7 protein-coding genes are annotated in these 19350 nt (G+C 52.3%); 4 read left to right on the top strand and 3 right to left on the bottom strand.

Annotation, left to right across the window (positions count from 1 at the left end; translation table 11 throughout):
* Positions 1-200: 200 nt before the first annotated feature.
* A complete protein-coding gene (locus MRY86_RS20205) occupies positions 201-7256 on the top strand; it encodes a gliding motility-associated C-terminal domain-containing protein (protein ID WP_293565495.1) in 7056 nt (2351 codons plus the stop codon).
* An 8-nt stretch (positions 7257-7264) separates the two neighbouring features.
* On the opposite strand, the gene MRY86_RS20200 is transcribed toward MRY86_RS20205, so the two are convergent.
* Positions 7265-8713: a hypothetical protein gene (locus MRY86_RS20200; protein WP_293565497.1), complete on the bottom strand. Its 1449-nt coding sequence runs from the start codon at positions 8711-8713 to the stop codon at positions 7265-7267.
* A 207-nt stretch (positions 8714-8920) separates the two neighbouring features.
* Between MRY86_RS20200 and MRY86_RS20195 the strand changes: the two genes are divergently transcribed.
* Both MRY86_RS20195 and MRY86_RS20190 read left to right on the top strand, forming a co-directional pair.
* Positions 8921-15424 (top strand): T9SS type A sorting domain-containing protein, encoded by a 6504-nt coding sequence (locus tag MRY86_RS20195; RefSeq protein ID WP_293571847.1) that lies wholly within the window; start codon positions 8921-8923, stop codon positions 15422-15424.
* A gap of 181 nt (positions 15425-15605) precedes the next feature.
* Entirely contained in the window at positions 15606-16379 is a 774-nt protein-coding gene (locus MRY86_RS20190; protein WP_282779001.1) for an SDR family oxidoreductase, read from the top strand.
* Here MRY86_RS20190 and MRY86_RS20185 read toward each other — a convergent pair.
* Positions 16376-16792, bottom strand: a complete 417-nt coding sequence (locus tag MRY86_RS20185) for an OsmC family protein (RefSeq protein ID WP_282778999.1) — start codon at positions 16790-16792, stop codon at positions 16376-16378. The two genes, MRY86_RS20190 and MRY86_RS20185, sit on opposite strands and share 4 nt — an antisense overlap.
* Positions 16793-17085: 293 nt before the next feature.
* On the opposite strand from MRY86_RS20185, the gene MRY86_RS20180 reads away from it, so the two are divergent.
* Positions 17086-17715 (top strand): copper homeostasis protein CutC, encoded by a 630-nt coding sequence (locus tag MRY86_RS20180; protein WP_293567676.1) that lies wholly within the window; start codon positions 17086-17088, stop codon positions 17713-17715.
* Positions 17716-17827: 112 nt separating this feature from the next.
* Here MRY86_RS20180 and MRY86_RS20175 read toward each other — a convergent pair whose 3' ends face one another.
* Positions 17828-19342 (bottom strand): SusD/RagB family nutrient-binding outer membrane lipoprotein, encoded by a 1515-nt coding sequence (locus MRY86_RS20175; protein ID WP_293567678.1) that lies wholly within the window; start codon positions 19340-19342, stop codon positions 17828-17830.
* Positions 19343-19350: the final 8 nt, after the last annotated feature.

Raw genomic sequence — 19350 nt, 5'->3', positions numbered from 1 at the left:
TGCCCGATCCCAGGGCTCAGTCAGCCCTGCAATCTAAAGGTGTTTTATGCAGCTTACCTAAAAAATCGTACCTTAGCCCGTCATTATTTGGTATCCATCATCTATACCCGTTATTTTTTATACTTGCCCCGGTTTATGCCAAATGAGCCATTGTAAGGCTTTGAAAGACTAGTGCTTAAAGCATTAACATAAAACATTTTATGCTGAACAACTACTCGACTACTGCAGTCTGCTTTATTGCTATGCTGTTAACCGGAGCAAGCTTTTTGGGGACGATCACGCCATTGGCGGCCCAATGTACGGATCCAAGTATAAGCCTGCCTGATGAGAATCAACCTGTAGCCAATCCATCGGTGTCCTACTGTGTCAATATCCCCATCAACCCGGCTATTACGGGTGATCCGATAGGCTTTTCTATGGAGTTGGAACATACCTTCATTGGCGACCTGTCGATCAGGGTGAATGCTTGTGGAGAAACCCTGATGCTGGTAACTCGTCCCGGCGGTGGTTCCTGTAATGCAGGTGCGCCCTTTGGGTCCTCGGCCAGTGTGAATGGGTATTTCACCTTTTCAGAAGGGGGCGGCCCTAATCCCGACAACGGGTTGGCCTTTGGTGGCGGCGACTATGGGTTATCCACCGACCCCTGCAACGTCAATACGGTCAATTCCTTTGCTGAACTGGCTGCTGCCTGTGGCAGTGGGCCGTACACGCTTGAATTGTGCATCACAGACCATGCCAACGTTGATGTGGGTTTTGCAGGGAGTATTGCCCCCATTTTCCCGGGGGTGCCCCCCACCGTTTGTGGATGTACAGACCCGCTGGCCACCAACTATGACCCTACTGCCAATTTTGACGATGGCACTTGTATTTATCCTCCCGGCTGTGGAGACTTTTTTTATGATTCAGGCGGGCCCGGCGGACAGTATTCCAATCAGGAGAATACGGTAACTACTATTTGCCCGGATATTCCCGGTGACCTGGTGGAGGTGACCTTTAATGTTTTTGATCTTGAAGGCCCTTTCGACGACCTGACCATCTACGATGGGCCCAACACCAGCGCTCCGATTATTGGAACTTTCAGCAACAACAGCCCGGGCACCGTGACCTCCAGCCACCCCTCCGGATGCCTGACCTTCGTTTTTGACAGTGACTTTAGCGGTACCGGTAACGGATGGGCAGCATTTGTGGATTGTGTGCAGCCTTGTATTCCTCCCCCTCCGCCAGTAGCTACACCGGTGCAGGTGTGTCAGGGGGAGAGCGCTATGCTTTCGGCGGCAGCTTGCCCCGGAGGTACGATCCGTTGGTATACGAGCCCCACCGGTGGCAACCCGATTGCTAGCGGGCCAGTCTATAATTCCCCCGTGCTCAATAACAATACCACTTATTATGTTGCCTGTGATATTGGAGATTGTGCTTCAGACCGTTCGGCCGTTACCGTAACAGTGACGCCCCCTGTGACGCCATCCCTGATACCCATTGGCCCATTTTGTCAGGGTGCGCCTCCGCAGTTGTTATCCAATGTGCAGGATGGCGTTCTGGGTACCTGGAGCGGGACCGGTGTCAATGCCGGGACTTTCACGCCCTCTATAGTCGGGGTTTATGCCCTAACCTTCACGCCTTCACCGGGAGAATGCGCCCTGCCTGCTGTCCTGGTGGTAGAGGTGTTGCAGAATCCCGTTCCCGAAATAACAGGCCCGGATGCAATTTGCGATGGAAACCCTGATTTCCTGAGTGTATCCGGCAATTTTGCAAGTTACCTTTGGAATACCAACGATATTACTCAGACCATTCCGATTTTTGGTCCGGGCACCTATTCTGTGACCGTCACGACTCAGCCTGGCAACTGTATTGGTGAAGGTTCATTTACAGTAGGTGAAAGCCCCGCCCCTGCGCCAACGATTAGCGGGGATCTTCAAATCTGCCCTGGCGAAAGTACTACGCTAACCGTCAATAGCGGGTTCAGCAGTTATGAATGGTCCGATGGGACCACCGGAACCACTTTGAGTGTCAATACGCCCGGGGATGTGGAGGTGACGGTAACGGATGCTAATGGCTGCGAAGGAACAGCGCTTGCAACAGTGTCTGAAATTAGTCTGCCAGACCCGCAAATATCTGGCCCTACGCTTTTGTGCCCCGATATTGAAGGCACGCTTGCTATCATTAATGCCGCGGCCTACGATGGCATTATCTGGTCTACCAATGATAATACCGGGCAAATTACCATTCCCGGCCCGGGTACTTACAACGTCACGGTAACCAATCAGGGGTGTAGCACCACTTCCACTTTTACCGTTGCCGAAGATGCCGCACTTCCGCCCTCAATATCAGGGGCACTCAATTTTTGTGATGATGCCTCAACGACACTCTCGGTAAGCCCGGCTTACGACAGCTACAGCTGGTCTACCGGGGGCAGTGGGCAGACCGAAGCAATACTGAATGGAGGAAATGTAGGTGTGACGGTGACAGACGCGAATGGCTGTGTGGCCGAGACCAGCGCAACCGTGGTCGAAAACCCACTGCCGAATGTGCAAATCACAGGTGACGATTTCATTTGCGAGGAGGCGTTCGGAGTGCTCAATGTCGTTAATGGCTCCGCGTATACCGACATTGTTTGGAATAATACAGAAACGGACCCCACGATATCCGTTAGCAGTGCCGGCACCTACAGCGTCACCGCCACTGATGTGAATGGATGTACAGGTAATGCTACCTTTGAAGTCGAAGAGGTGGCCTTGCCCGATGCTTCCATTTCCGGGGTGACGAGTTATTGCACCGGTACCAGTACGACACTTACGGCAAGCCCGGCAGGCCTCTCGTACGAGTGGTCCAATGGTACCACAACTCAAACCGCTGAAATTACGGCCCCCGGTACCGTTTTCGTGACGGTCACCAACGCATCGGGCTGCCAGAGCGTGGCATCGATTGGCGTTACGGAGGTCACAGAACTTTCTCCGGAAATTACCGGACCTGATGAATTTTGTGAAGGGGAGTCTATCGTCCTGGTTGGGCAGGGAGGCTTTGCAGCTTATGAGTGGTCCGATGGTACACCCACTTCGGAATTGGAAGTAACCGTAGGAGGCACCTACACGCTCACGGTCACTGACGCAAACGGATGTACAGGGACTGCTTCCTATGTTGTTGCCGAAAACCCATTGCCAGAGGTTCCCATTACAGGAGAACTGTCTTTCTGCGAAGGCGCGTCCACCAGTCTGAGCGGGCCGGCAGGTATGGCCGATTACGAATGGACCGGAAATGAATCCGGGCAAATTTTGGACATTTCAGTTCCCGGAACTTATAGCCTGACGGTTACTGACAATAACGGTTGCGAGAACACGGCTGCCGTGACCGTAACGGAAAATCCCCTGCCAGTGCCGGAAATTGCCGGCGAGCTGGCCTTCTGTGCAGACACTTCAAGCATGCTGACCCTCTCGGAGCCTTACGAAAGCTATCAATGGTCAACCGGTAGCACGGCCCCTTCTGTTACAGTAGCGGACTCCGATGTGGTCTCCGTAACGGTTACCGATAGCAACGGTTGCGAGAACAGTACCTCGCAAACGGTTACTGCGCAGCCTTTACCAGAATTTAATATTACCGGAACCCTTGCCTTCTGTGATGGAGAAGCCGTAGTGCTTGGGGTGGACAGCACCTTCGAGTCTTATCAGTGGAGCACTGGAGCCACAACAGATAGTACGACCGTATCTGAGCCTGGGGAAGTCAGCCTTACGGTGACTGATGCCAATGGTTGCAGCAGTACCAATTCGGTTAGTCTTATTGAAAATGCACTGCCAGTGCCCGAAATAACGGGTGAAATCTTTTTCTGTGCAGGCGATAGTGTTACGCTTCAGGCCACTGCTGGCTTTGAGAGCTACCTCTGGAACGATGGGTCTGCCAATGATACTTTGAGCGTATCCACACAAGGTCCGTCCACCGTTACCGTCACCGATGCCAACGGTTGTCAGGGTGAGGCTTCCTTTTTTGTAGATGAGATCAGCCTGCCTGCTCCCCAAATTAACGGAGTGCCTGCTTTTTGTCCGGGCGAATCCACCACGCTATCGGCTTCCTCTATATTCGCTTCCTATGCCTGGAGCACTGGGGATACGACCGGCACCACAGTGGTTGCTAATTCTGGCAATGTGACCCTGACCGTAACGAATGCTCAGGGGTGTGTGGGGACGACTACAATAGAAACCGATGAATACGCCACCTCTGTCCCTCAGATTGACGGAGCGCCCAACTTCTGCCCAGGAACTTCGACCACACTGACTGCTGAGGCCGGCTTTGAAAATTACCAGTGGAGCAATAATACCGGCACGCCCGAAGTGGAAGTCACAGCACCCGGTACGATTGAAGTCACCGTCACCGATGCCAACGGATGTCTGACCTCCAATAGCATTGAGGTAGGGGTGTATTCGGTTTTGGCACCGGATATTCAGGGGCCGGTCGGTTTCTGCACCGACACAACGGCTACTTTGTCCGCAGGAGCAGAGTATGTCGCGTACACTTGGTCTACCGGCAGCAGTGCAGAGAGCATCACCATTGATAGTGGGGGCGTTTACCGGGTAACGGTCACCGATGTGAACGGCTGTGTCAGCCAGGATAATTACCAGCTTGTGGAGTACAATTTGCCTGCTGTCGCCATCGGAGGTTCTGCCTCTTTTTGCCCGGGCGGGTTCGCTACCCTAAATGCCGGTGCCGATTATGCCGCTTACGAATGGTCGACAGGCAGTGGCGCTTCCTCCATTGAGGTGGATCAGGAAGGCTTGTATACCCTGACCGTTACCGACGACAACGGCTGCACCAATACCGCCAGCCTTCAGGTGTCGCAGCAGGAAGAATTAAGCCCGGTGATCTCGGGGCCATTGCAGTTTTGCCCGGGCACTGAGACTCAGCTTAGTGCCGGAGCCGGCTATACGGTCTACGAATGGCAGGACGGAGCGCAGACTTCGGGGATTACGGTTACGGAGCCTGGTTCTTATTCTGTTTACGTGGAAGATGCCTCAGGCTGCGCCGGCACCGCTAGTGTGGACGTCAGCCTCTTCCCGGTACCGGTGGTCAGTATTGACGCGCCCCAGGGCTTTTGCGTGGATGAATCCGCCATCCTTACTGCGAATGGAGCAAGCCTGTCTTCCTTTGAGTGGGAAGACGGGAGCTTTGACCCCGAGCGGACAGTCACCGAAGCCGGTACCTATACCGTATTTGCGACAGACGTTAATGGCTGTATGGATACGGCTTCCTACGACATCATTACCTTCCTGCTGCCCGATTTTGAGGTGGAAGGGACGCCTTATTTCTGTGCCGGATCAAGTACCGTGCTGCAAGCCTCGGATTCCTTCACCGCTTATGAATGGAATGGTAGTGCCGGAGATTCCACCCTGACTGTCAGCAATGCCGGTCTGTTTGTGCTCGAAGTGGTTGATACCAATGGCTGTCAGAACCAAGCCAGTTTGCAGGTGGAGGCTATTCCTCTGCCCGTTGCCGATCCTGGTATGCCGGATACCCTGACCTGCACGGTCGAATCCGTGGCAATAGGTGGCAACGGGACCAGTACCGGGCCGGCTTTTGTGTACGAGTGGACGGGTCCCGGCATCAATGCTCAAACCGAAGTAGTGCCTTCTCCAACCGTCAGCACTGCTGGTACGTATGAATTAGTTGTGACCGACACCATTCACGGGTGCGTGTCTGAACCTGCACTGACCGAGGTGCCGCTTTCCAATGACGTTCCTGTGGTCAGCCTGGCCGTAAATGACACCCTCGATTGTGCCACCACCAGCCTGGTCATCGACGGAAGTGCTTCTTCAGCCTGGCCTGAGCTGACTTATCAGTGGGAGGACCTGAACGGCACCGTGCTGGCTACGAATACAGATCAGCTTCCTACCGAAGATCCAGGGTTCTACATCCTGCTGCTGGAAGATATGGAAACGGGCTGTGCGGAAAGAGATACGGTACAGGTCATTCAGGATATCGAAACGCCAAATGCCGAAGCCGGTCCCACTCAGCGGCTGGATTGCGCCATCACAAGTGTGTCCCTCAGTGCTAATGGCTCCACACAGGGCGGCACGATTGAATACATATGGCAGAACGAAAACGGGCAGACAGTAGGTGCCGCTGACTCCGTCATGGTCAACACACCGGGTACTTACACTCTGGTGGTTTTGAATACCAGTAACAGCTGCCAGAGCGAGGATGAGGTGGTCATTACTCAGGATATCGAAGCACCGGTAGCTGATGCCGGGCAGCCACAGCAAATCGACTGCCTTAACCCCACCGCCACCCTGAACGGCACCGGGTCACAAACCGGGCCGGATATCACATATCAGTGGGCATTTGGTCAGCAAAGCAACTTAATCGGTGGCGATCTGAGCCTCTCAGTAGATACTGCTGGCCTGTACTTCTTGATCGTAACAAACGAAGACAATAATTGCCAAAGCGTAGCTACAGTAGAGGTTTCTGAAATCGCTGCTGCGCCCACCGCTCTGCTGACCACCGCTAATGGGCCTACCTGCTTCGGGCAAGGCAATGGCAGCATTCTCGTTAGTGGGGTGGAAGGTGGCACAAGCCCATACCTTTACAGCTTCAACGGGGAAGCCTTCGATCAGCAAGCTACATTTACCAATTTGGATGGCGGGGTTTACACCCTTATCGTTCAGGATGCGATTGGGTGTGAGTACGAAACAGCGGTAGTGCTGGAAGAAGGCAATGATCTTGATGTGGAAATCATTGAGCAGGACCTCAACGGGCAAATCCAGGTTGGTCTGGGCGAGGAAGTGCGGCTTACGGCGGATGTGAACATCCCGGAGGACGAAATCACCCGTTACCTGTGGCAAGGGGCCGACAGCCTTTCCTGTTATGACTGCCCGGTAACCTTTGTTATGCCTTCAGCTTCCGGCTTGTACCAGGTACAAATCACCGACCTGAATGGCTGTACAGCCACTGACCAGATACAGCTCATCCTGAATAAGGAGCGGAGGGTATACCTGCCCAACGTCTTTTCGCCCAACGGCGATGGCGCCAATGACATCTTCTTTGTGCAGACCGGACCGGAAGTGGTTAAGATTGAAGCCTTTGAAGTGTACAGCCGCTGGGGAGAGCCTGTCTTCACCGTTTTCAATGCCCCAACGAACAATCCGGATTACGGATGGGACGGACAATACCGGGGCGAGTTGCTGAACGGAGCGGTCTTCACCTGGTTTGCCAAGGTGGAGTATGTCGATGGCGTGGTGGAGCTGTTCCAGGGTGATGTGGTCCTGATGCGGTAATACGGTTTTCAGGGCTCCAGCTCAGCGATCTTTTGCTGCAGCCAGGCCTTGTTGAATACTGCTGCCGCCTCCCGAGTATCTTTCTGCAGGCGCTGCCATTCCTTGTGGTAGCGCCTGTGGTTATAATAGCCGGTGTTTTCAAGTAAGACAGCGGCCCGCCGGGTCAGTTTGAAGAGATTGTAGTACCCCTGCCGGCGCCCATCTGCCATCAGTTTATTGCGTACGAGGTACTGACGGAAGGAGTCTACGAGTGCGTATAGGGCACTGTATTCTTCAAGGTCGTAATAAGTCCGCAGCAGCAGAGCCTTAGCGCCAAGGCTGTACCTTAGGTCGCTGTATTCCACCTGGGTGAGTAATGCGAGGACCTTATCGTACTCCTTTGCTGCATAATGATAGGAGGCCAGGTTAAACCGGTAGGCATTGTCCCGGGCACCTTCAGGCAGCAATTCGCGGTAGTTCTCGATAAAACGGTACACCCAATCCAGAGCGTTGAGGCGCAGAGCTGTGGTGACGATGTTTTTGTAATGCCATTCCGACAACTGCCCGTCTTCCAGCAATAGCCCTTTGTCGAGTTGCACTTGGTACAACTGGAAAATCTCCCACAGGAAATTAGCCTCTCCAGCATTGATTTTTTGAATACAGTAATTCTGTAGATAGTTGTAAATGTTCTTCAACTCTTCGTCCGGGAGGTCTTCCTGTTGGGCGCTTAGATGGTGTAGCACGCTGTAGTAGTCGTCCTCTTCGGCTTTGGTGATCATCTGGTAAAGCTGGTAGTAAATATTGATAGCCGGTATGGATTCATAGCGTTCCGGAGCTTCAGGTACCTGGTGCAGGGCGACGGCTGCCATTGGGTCCTGATAGGCTACTTTGAGTATCCGTTCCCGGACCGCCATCTCGCAGGCATCTCTCAGTTTTACGGACAAAAAATAGTGATTCAGGTAGAATTGTTTATCCTGCAAGCTGCTGTCCCGGCGGCGTTCGGCGACCGTTGTGAAGAAGTAATCCGATTCTGTTGCCAGCTGAAACCTCAAATAGTACCAGTCTGCATCGCGCTCCCGCTGTTGCGCTGCATTGGCTTCTGATTTAGAAAGGGCTTTCTCAAACCACTTAAGTTGCTGCCGTTGCCGGAGCTGCCTAAGCAAAAACGGGGTACGGGCTTCAGGTTTTTCGAGGAAGCCCTCGATTTCCAGGAATAGTTCCAGCAGCCGTACCGTGTAGGTGAAAATAACTGCTAACTTAGACTGATTATGAGGCGTGCCCGGGAAAAGGGCCTGAAAAAGCTTTTTACGCTCACATCGTTCCTCCGTGAAGTCAGGATAAGCCGCGCTGAGGTACTGTACGAGCAGGCGTACCCCGTCGTGCTTATTGTGGTAGGGCGATTCCGCAAATTCCCGGAAACGGGTCATCTCCCGCCGGGACAGGCTTTGAAGCAGCTGTATGAGTTTATGTTTATGCATGCACTAAAGATAAAAAATCCAAAAAATACAGGCTGCTTGTTTTGTTGATTTTCAGTTTTTATAGGTGTTAAGGACTATGAACGAATGATTTTAAGGACAAAAAAATCCAAAAAAAGACTAAAAATGTACTTGTTGCCCGGCAGGAGGTTTATCATTTTTGTATTGTGATCGAATCCAATCAACGGACCTCAGCGAAACTTATTTAAGATGAACCGAATCCTTCAATCCATGAACGCAAAGTACTTTTACCTACTGCCGCTGCTGTTTAGCGCACTCAGCCTGCATGCACAACAGGCTTGTCTAGATTTTGAAGACTTCCCCACGGGCCCTGCCTTTGGCCCGTTGTTGAATAACCTCCCCGGCGATACACTCTTTGAACAAGACGGCCTGGTTGCCATCGCCCGTGAAATTGAGTACCTCAATGGCAACACCGGCTTCGGCAATGCCGCCATTGAGGGGGCTAATGTGAGCTGGCTGGACGGAAATTTCCTGTTCATGGGCAATAATGCCCTGGAGCTGCAATACCCGGACGGCGTGCAGCAAGTCTGCTTTGATTTCTTTGATGGGGGAGGAGAAGAGAATTTTTCCGTTAACGGCAGTGATGTTGTAGTGTTAACGGGCTTCCCGGATATTGCCGGGATGGATTTTCCGGGAGTGGACGTCACCGTTGCCCTGGACAGTAGCAGCAATAATACCTTTCTCTCTGCAGGTACCGTTTGCATCACTGGCGAGGTCTTTAGCCTGCTCGTGGGTGGGCAGGAATTTGGGGTAGACAATGTCTGCGCCACTCCTTTTGATACGACCAATTCCGGTGATTGCCTTGCGTTCGAAATGATGGATACCCTGGGCTATGGCGCTCAGGCGGGGACACCGCCCGGAACGGTATTTTATACTGAATCTGATGTGGCAATGCGCCTTGCTCCCGTTCAAACGCTGTTCTGGAGCAGCGTGTACGGCGATTTGCGGGTCCGTCAGGCCGCAGGCTTTCCGGATTTCACCCAAGCCTCCGGACAATTCATTGAATTTGCCAGCATTAATTCGATCTACGATTTCACTGCCTACCCTGAACCGGTGGAGGAGGTTATCGTCGATTACCACTACACCCCCGATGGCGATGGTACCATCAATTTTGCCGCTAACGGTGCGGCTCTCCTGATTCAGTTTGTACTGGAGCCCGGGTTTTATCCACTGGCCCCCGGCGTGACCCTGGAAGTCGTGCCTGATAACAACATCAATAGCTCAGGACAACTTATTTTCGAAGGCAATGTCCAAAGCTTGCTCATTGGTGGTGTTTCCGGGCTGCATATTGATAATGTTTGCATTAATCCACCGCCGCCCTGCGCCCTGCAGGAGCTGATTGTTCAAGCCGGAGATTGTAATCCCAACGGTGTTTTTGAAGTCACCATTGATATCGAATACGATGGGCTGCCCACGGATACCCTTCAGTTGTTTACCAATGGCAATTATCAGTTGTATGCAGCAGGTGATTTTCCAATATCGCTAAGCCCGTTCATAGCCCCGACTGATGAAATCGAGTTCAAGGTCTCGGCTTTCGGTCAGCCCGATTGTTTTCTGACGAAGGTGCTGCCTGCACAAGATTGCGGTGCGGATTGCACCCTGGAAGGCATTGTGATGGAGGGCGGCGTTCAGTGTTTCCCCGGCGAAGATATTTACACGATCATCCTGGTAGTCGAAGGGGCGCAGGAGGGGGATACCCTGACCGTTTCAGCTCAGGAAACCAACTACCTCGAAACCCTGATCTACAATGGCCAGCAGTTGGTGCTTGATCTGCCAGTGCCCGCTGAGCAGTTTGAAGTCCTAAATATCTGTGATTTTAACGGAAACGCTGATTGCTGCAAGGAAATCAGCTACGATGTAGGCTGCGCGGACTGTGTTTTCGTCAATCTTACCATCGATTATCTTCCCTGCGACGGAGACTCTCTTTTTTATTTTGAACTCGACTTTGATGCCCTTGGCGTATTCTCAGGCGAATCCTTCAAAGTAGAAACCTCCAATGGTTTCCTGGAAACCTATGCTTATGCCGACCTGCCCGTAACGGTAGGCCCGGTGCTGGGGTACGGTGAGCCCGTAACAGTTTGGGTGTACGACACCGAAGGGGATTGTGGGGCTTCCCAAACGATCATTACGCCGGACTGTGCAGACGGCTGTGTGCTGGAAGATGTGAACCTGCTCATTCCGGCAGCGGGCTGCAATAATGATGGGACCTTCAATATCCCAATGACGGTAGGGAATGCGCAAAATGGAGATACATTAATCGTTACGTCTTTGGTAACAGGTTATTCTGAAACCTTGACTTACGGAGAACCTACAGGGTTTAACCTCCAACTTTCCAACTGGCCTTCGCCACCCTCTGGATTGGATAGCCTGTCCATCTGTTTCGCCAATCAGCCGGACTGCTGCGCCTATGTTGACTTTGAAGTGCCTTGTGACCCGGTAGACTGCGGCTTGGAAGCGGTGGTAGAGGTGATTGATTGTCAGCCCAATGGCGTGCTTACTTTTTCCGTGACCACTACGAATGATAACCCTAACGGTGGGCCATTTGTGATGATCAAGATTGGTAATGCTTTCTCGTATGGCCTGGTGGGTGTCAACACTACTGTAGAGGTAGGGCCGTTCATTAATCCCGGTACTGATGAGATTATGGTTTTGGTAGAGCAGTGGGCTACCCAATCTTCCAATAGTGTATTCTGCGAAGTCGAAGTGCCGGTGGATGTGAGCGATTGTAATCCAGACTGTGATATTCCTGATTTTGAAGTCACTCCACAGGGCTGTACCGGCATTTTTGGCATCTATTCTGCATTTATAGACCTGGACGAAACCGCGCTTAATGGAGCCCCCATAGATATTTATGTCAACGGAGACCTTCGCTGGAGCGAATATACCGGAGGAGACCTCAGCCTTGATATCTGGGCCATCAACCCGGGAGACGTGCAGGATGTGATTTCCATTTGTTATTCTGAAAACCCGGAGTGCTGTATTTCCAAAGGAGTGGATGCTATTCCCTGCTACTGCTCAGATATCCTGAATATTGTGGCGGAGGCTACGCCTTGTGACGGGGACAGCTACTATGTGGAGCTTGATTTAGTCGCCTCTGATTTTGGAGATATTTTTATTCTTGAAGTAGACGGTGCGTTTTACGGATCCTATACTTTTTCAGAATTGCCACTGACCATAGGGCCATTTGAAGGCAATGGAGCACCCTTGAACCTGTTTGCTTATCCGGATGGGCAGTGTCAGCCTGCGGAAACCTCGATAGAAACGCCGGTGTGCAATCCAGGCTGCGACATCCAAGCCGTATTTGCCGATGCAACAGACTGTAATGACGATGGAGAATACAACCTGGTACTCGACCTGGAATACAGTGGTGTACCGACCAGCTTTGAAGTCTCCATTCCCGGACTGGGCTACAGCGAGGTGTACGGGCTTAACGACTTCCCGGTGACCATCCCGGGGCTGCCCGGCGATGGAGCAACCTATCAAGTGAATATCGGGGCGACGGACTGCAACGCCTTCACAGAAAAGCTTTTCGATACGCCGGCATGTGATGTAGGCTGCATCTTCAACAACGTCATCGCTGAGCCTCATCCCTGCGAAGACGGCACCTTCCTCGTCGACATCGAAGTGCAGGTTAATGATCCCGGTGACCTGGGCTACTTCATATTCGCGGACGGGGAAATTTTTGGTCCATTTGACTACAGCGAGCCTTTTGTGACCCTCGGGCCCTTTGCCGGAGACGGTGTGACGGTCTATGACTTTCTCATCCTCGACTTCGCCAATCCCACCTGCTTTGGTTATGTGGAGGTCGGTCCAAAGTCCTGTGACAACGGTGGTGATTGCCAAATCCTTGAGCTTGCTGCAACGCCCCAGGATTGCAATGGGGATGGCACTTATGATTTACTGGTAGATATTGCGGTCGAAGAACCGCAGAACGATTTACTGTTTTGGTTCTACCTCAATGGCGACTATATCGGGCAAAGCACGCTTGCCGCCCTGCCGGGAGAGCTGATTAACTTGGAGCTGGTTAATACAGAAGAAATCACTTTCAAAGCCTGTATTTTTGATCAGCCGGATTGCTGCAAGGAAGTCGTTTATACCCAGCCAAACTGTCAGGTCGATGCCTGTCTGATCACAGATGTAATGGCTGAATTTGCCTTCTGCGATGAGCAAGGCTTCTACATGGAGCTCGACTTTGTGTCTGGCAATCAACCGGAGAACGGGCTCTACAAGATCTTCGGTAATGGCGAAATCTACGACACCCTCAGCTACGGCGATGAGCGCCCGGTATTGGTGGGCCCGTTTGATCCGTTCACCGACAATATTTATGAATTGATTGTGGAAGATTTGAGCGGGGAAGGCTGTAGCGGGTTTACGGAGTTTGTCGCCTTTGACTGTCCGCCACTGATCAGTGGTTGCTTCCCGCTTGAAGCTTATGCACCTTTTGAATCACCCGCAGGTGCAGGTGAAGACCTCATTGGCGCGGAGCCTTGGGGACAGTTGACCTATACGACTTTAGAAAACAATGAGGAAGGGGCCGTCCGTATTGAAGAGGCAGGGGCTTACCCGGGATTTGATGCTGCGGAAGGGAAAGTCGTTTCCTTTAGCGAGGCGATATTAGGCATTGTGCTGGAGCCGATAGCGCCCAACGCTCCTCCCCGAACAGTCTCAATCGATTACTTTGAAGGCGCGGCAGACAGTCTGCTGATTTCGCTAGGTGCCGACTTTGAAGCGGTTTTCCTACCTTTTGTCGATGATGAAATAGCCTTGGAAAACGGTATTACGCTCCGCTTTGAGGTGGTGGATTTCAATAAAGGCCGTATGGTTTTCTCCGGGCCGGTGGAAGAGCTTTACTTCAATACTTTTAATCAATACGCCCGCGTTGCCTTCGATAATATTTGCGTAGACGGTATTGAAAGCAACGCCTGCGCGATTGTACAAGCCTCTGCCGAGACAAACGGTTGCTCCGGTGGCGAAGCTTATGATTTGACGGTGGATTTTGCCGTCCAAAATCCTGGAAACGACTTTTTTGACCTGTATAACTCGAATGGTGAACTCATCAATTTCTACAGCATGGAGGAGCTTCCGTTGCTGTTGGAAGGCTATGGAGTCGGCATCGGTGGTGCAGACTCGGTTAAGATTTGCATCAATGACCAACCGGACTGCTGTACGTGGGTAGCCTTTGAAGTACCGGACTGCCTGGGGCTAGACGGAGCGTGCTTGGACTTCGAGCCGTTTGCAGGTTTCCAGAGCCCGCCCGGGGACGGGACCGGTGAGCTGCAGGAGGTGGGCACCCAGGGTGGAGTATTCTTTGGCTATTCTCTGGGTGATTTCTGCCTGTGTTCCATGGAGGTTGTCGATTCAGAAGACTTGAATTTCTTCGATCCGGCAGAGGGGCAAGTCGTCGAGTTCACGGATGCGGAGCTGTACTTTGAATTCCCGGAACCCGCAGGTGAGGTCTCCTTTGATTATTCCACACAGGAAACAGAGGTTTACCTGACGGAAGACAACTTCAACGCCCTTACCCTGCTTGATACCCTTACAGAGAATACCCTCGTCACCTTGGCAAACGGCAATACCATTAAGCGCATTCCCTACACCAATAATAATAATTTCTCGGAGGCTTCACGGATTGTGATCACCGGGGAAGTGACAGTCATGAGAATCCTGGGCACCGGCTTCCTGGATAACCTTTGCTGGTCTCCGGCTACAGAAGAAGTCTGGCCCGGCGATGCCAATGCCGACAACCTGGCGCACCACATTGACCTGCTGTCGATTGGTCTGGGCTATGGCGTATCCGGCCCGGCGCGGGTAAATCAGGATAATTCCTGGAGCCCTGCGGTAGCCATGAATTGGGACAGCACCTTCGCAGATGGCACCAACTACAAGCATGCGGATTGCAACGGTGATGGGATTATTGATGAGGCCGACCGTATGGTCCTAATGGATAACTATGGCTTATCGCACGGTGTGCCCGAGCCTGTTACGGAGCTGCCAGGTACTGACCTGGACCCACCGGCATTCATTAATTTCCCAACGGATCAACCGAATGGGGCAACATTCCAGGCACCGATTTTAATTGGTGAAGCTAATGCACCTGTACAGAATGCCTACGGTGTAGCCTTTACCGTACAGTTTGACCCTGAAGTCATCAACCCCGATGAGATTGAGGTCGTTTACCCCACAAGCTGGTTTGGCGAGCCTGGGGTCAACACCCTCACCGTTGATAAAGTCTACCCGGATGGCCGTATTGAAATAGCGCTGACCCGGATTGACCAGAACAACGTCTCCGGGCACGGGCAGGTCGCCTACATCATTGGAATAATCGATGATATTGCCGGGCTTACGGAATCGGAAGTATCCGTAGAGAAAACCTTCTGTATCGACCTGGAAGAGAACCGCCTGCCAATTCAGGGGCAGGAAACCATCTTTAAGGTTGTTTCCAATGAAGAGGCAGACTCCGGAAGTGGCGTATTCACCCTCTTCCCGAACCCGGCAACCGATTGGGTCAACATCGTCAGCCCCCACGGGTTTGAAGCCGATCAGATACAACTGCTCAATATGAACGGGCAGGAGCTGCCGGTGCAGGTGGAAGACAACCGGCGCCTGTCGCTGGCGAATCTGCCATCGGGCGTTTACCTGGTCCGGATCACCACCGGGCGGAGTATTGTCCACAAGCGGGTCGTCAAGGAATAGAGGCAGCCGGGGTTAGGCACCGGGTGCAGGCATTGTGCCCGGTGCTTAATTCAACCTTACCCTTTTACCGAGTTTATCAAAAGTGGCCGTTCCTTACAGCAGGGAGCGGCTTTTTTGATGGCCAACAAACTACTGCGGGCTTTTGCTGTTCTCAAAACGGACGCAAATACCAACCAAGAACATGAAGCATTGGACACTCAAAGGAAAAACCGCAATCGTTACCGGAGCCAGCAAGGGCATTGGGAAAGCCACTACAGAAGAGTTCCTCGCCCTGGGCGCTGAGGTGCTGTTCCTGGCCCGCTCCGAAGACCTGATCCGCGAAGCTGAAGAAGAATACCAGCAGAAAGGCTACAAAGCATTCGGTATGGTAGCGGATATAGGCGAAGAAAAAGAGCGTATAGCCATCGTGGAGCGCGCCGCTTCGCTCTGGGGCAAACTGGATATCCTGGTCAACAACGTGGGCACCAATGTCCGGAAACCCACCCTGGAAGCCACTTTTGAGGACCTGCAGCATGTAATGGACATCAACGTGGGCACGGCCTTCGACCTCAGTGTCCGGCTGCACCCGCTTCTGTTGAAGGGAGAGGGGCCCAGTATCGTAAACGTAGCCTCTATTGCCGGCAAAACCGGTGTAATGTGGACCACAGGCATCTACGCGATGTCAAAAGCTGCGATGGACCGGATGACCAAGTACCTGGCCGTGGACTGGGGCAAGGATGGTATCCGGGTGAATTCAGTAGACCCCTGGTTTATTGCCACAGCACGGGTGGACCGGGTGTTGAAAATCCCGGAGAAAGTCCAGCGCATTAATGACGCTACGCCATTGGGCAGGGTAGGGGAGCCGGAGGAAGTCGCGCGGACGATCGCTTTTCTAGCGATGCCTGCCTCTTCTTACCTGACGGGTTTGAATGTGCGTATTGATGGTGGTTTTTCGCAAGTTGGGATTCAAGGTTAATCCGCTTTTTCCCAACTCCAGGTGATCTCAGCGGCTTTTTCCAGCATGATTTTGACAGAGCAAAGTTTCTCCATAGACATGCTCACCGCCCGCTCTGCTTTATTATCGGCAATATTTCCGTAAAGCGTATAGTGCACATGGATGGCTGTGAAGGGAGATGGTGTTTTAGTAGTATCCCGCTCACCAGTCACCGTTACCTTAATGTCACGCAATTCCTGCCGCTGTTTACGCAGTAAATGGATGACATCGATGGCGCTGCAGCTGCCCAGGGATGCCAACAGCATCTGCATAGGCCGAAGCGCCTTGTTGTGCCCGCCGATGGAGGGAGAACCATCGGTTTCGACGGTTAGGCCGTCTTCATTGGCAGCTTGCAGGTGGAAGTCGTCGTCCAGGCGGGTCAGTTCTACTTTCATCTCACAGGTTGTTTTTCAGAATAGAGGTTATGAATACAGGTTTTGTATAGACAATTAATAAAGATTTTTCGTCAGATCAAAGAGCGCCCGGAACCTCGACTTCAGAAAGGGAGCCCTTTAATTCCCTTTCTTCGTATAGCTACGAAGGTGAGGACGTGATGCAGAGCTGGCGGAAAAGATTATTCAGGGGCATACAAAATTTGTGTTCATAACCTCTAATAAGGCTCCAATATCCGGATTGGTTGGCAAAAGGGGAAGGGATTTTCGTTCTTTGCAAGATAAAATGACGAAACATGGAAGGAATCATCCGTGAAGCCTGTGTAGAAACCCTGGAGCAGTGCCGCCGGGCTGAGGCGCTGGGTGCCGATCGGTTAGAACTGTGTGCCCGGTTGGACCTCGGCGGGACCACGCCCGACTGGCAGCTGGTAAAGGAGGTATTGAAGCAGGTGCAAATCCCCGTAAAAGTTATGATACGCCCGCGGGGTGGGAGCTTTGTCTACACCGAAGCTGAAGTGGCACAAATGAAAGCCAGTATTGCCCGCTTCCTCGATTTGGGCGTACCGGAGTTCGTTACCGGCACCCTTACGCCCCGGCATCAGATAGACCTCCCCCTGCTCACCACCCTGTGCGAAGCTATGGAGGGCCGGCCTGTTACCTTCCACAAAGCCATTGATGAAGTACCGGACATGGAAGCGGCCGTCGGGCAGCTCAAATCCATTCCAAACCTGAAATACATCCTGACTTCAGGCGGTGCCCCCACGGCACAGGCAGGTCTGGGTCAGCTCCGCAAGCTGTTGGAGTGTGCTGCGCCTGAAATAACCGTCATCGCGGCAGGCAGCGTCACGAATGCCAATCTTCAGCAACTCCACCAGGCCTTAGGCGGCAGCGAGTACCACGGGCGGAGGATTGTAGGTGAGCTGTAATCAATAGACTTGATGCGTTGGGTCTAACAAAAAGCCCTGCCGCTCATTCGAACAGCAGGGCCCTCGTTCAGCCTGAAGACAGGCTGGTATAACTCCTTAATTCATCATCAAATTATCTATCCCACCACACCGGTACAGTAAGGTGCTCTACAAAGCTGGTTGGCAGGCTTTGACGGGAAAGGGCCTCTTGCATATTTGGGTTAACACCCAACTCGCCCTGAGGCAATGCAAGGCGTACTGGAATTGTCCCACCAGTTACGTTGTTCGGGTAGTTGGTTGGAGTCAGCTCCGGATAGCCGGTACGGCGCCAGTTAGAGTAAGCTTCATACTCATTCAGGAAGGTAGCGGCCCAGTACTGCTCACCGATTTGCTGCATGGCATTGGCCTCATCAAATGGGTTGTTGGCAATGTACTCGTCGATTACAGCATCCTCCACTACGATGGAAGCATCGAAACGCTCCCAGTTCTTCATGGCTGCGCGGATACCATTTTCAAAGTGCTGTTGTGCGCTACCAGAGTGCCAGCCACGTACAGCCGCTTCTGCAAGCAAAAATTCAGACTCGGCAACAGTGAGGAACATCATAGGCGAAGAAACCTTAACAATAGCCTGGTTGACCGTGCTGAAGTCATCTGTTGTTGTACCTGTTGGGTTAAGCGCAATGGTTTCAGAGTCAAGACCATTAGGTAAACCATTGTGCTCTGTGCCATTTACAGGCAGAGTGCCGATGATATCGAGACGAGGATCGTTGTGGTCCTTCATCCAGTTCACGAAGGTCTCGCTTAGGCGCGGGCAGCCTTCGCCAGCAGAACCATTAGTAAGATCAAGTACTTCACCAATACCGTTGCGGTTGATCCCCTCTGGTCCATTGGTGTGTTCAATGAAAGCATCTTCACCAGGCTGCAGTGTGCCGCCCTGAATGGCTTTCTCTACCCATTTCTGAGCTTCACCAGGGTCTACCTCAGACATCCGCATACCAAGGCGCAGCATCATAGAGTAACCAAAGCGGCGCCACTTAGCAGGGTCACCTCCGTAGAGGAAATCTGCAGAGCCAAAACCACCGTCGTCGCTGATTTGAGCAATGCCTTCTTCCAGTTCCTTGAGCATATCCTTATAGATAAACTCCTGCGTATCAAAAACCGGGAAGTCAATCCCTTCAATAAAGCCTTTACCTGCTTCAGAGTAGGGTATATCTCCGTACAAATCAGTCATACGGTGGAAAATAACGGTACGCCAGATACGCGCCATGCCCAGCATGGTCTGATCGCCGGCAGCTCCGGACTCCAGCGTGGCAATGAGGTCCTGCATATCCTTTACCGCCTGTGTGTACTGACGGTCAAAGAGTGAGGAAGAATAGCCTGCATTGTAGAAATACTTATCACCAGACCAGTAGCTGCAGGTGGTTGCCAGGTGCTGAATCATGGTAGAAGAGTAAATCAAAGCCGCGCGCCAATTTTCATAGCGCTCACCAGAAGTTCGGAGCTGAACCCACGAAAACTGGAAGTTAGGATTAATCTCGATAGCGGCGTTCGGATCAGTGTTGAGTTCCGCAAAGCCATCATCACAGGCTGTAGTGGTCAGCATCAATGCCACCGCCACGAGGGTTATATTTCTAAAAAGTTGTTTCATTTTAAAAG

Origin of the sequence: Phaeodactylibacter sp. (assembly GCF_022763345.1) — a bacterium.
Taxonomy (GTDB): Bacteria; Bacteroidota; Bacteroidia; order Chitinophagales; family Saprospiraceae; genus Phaeodactylibacter.
This window is presented reverse-complemented; position numbering and strand designations above follow the sequence as displayed.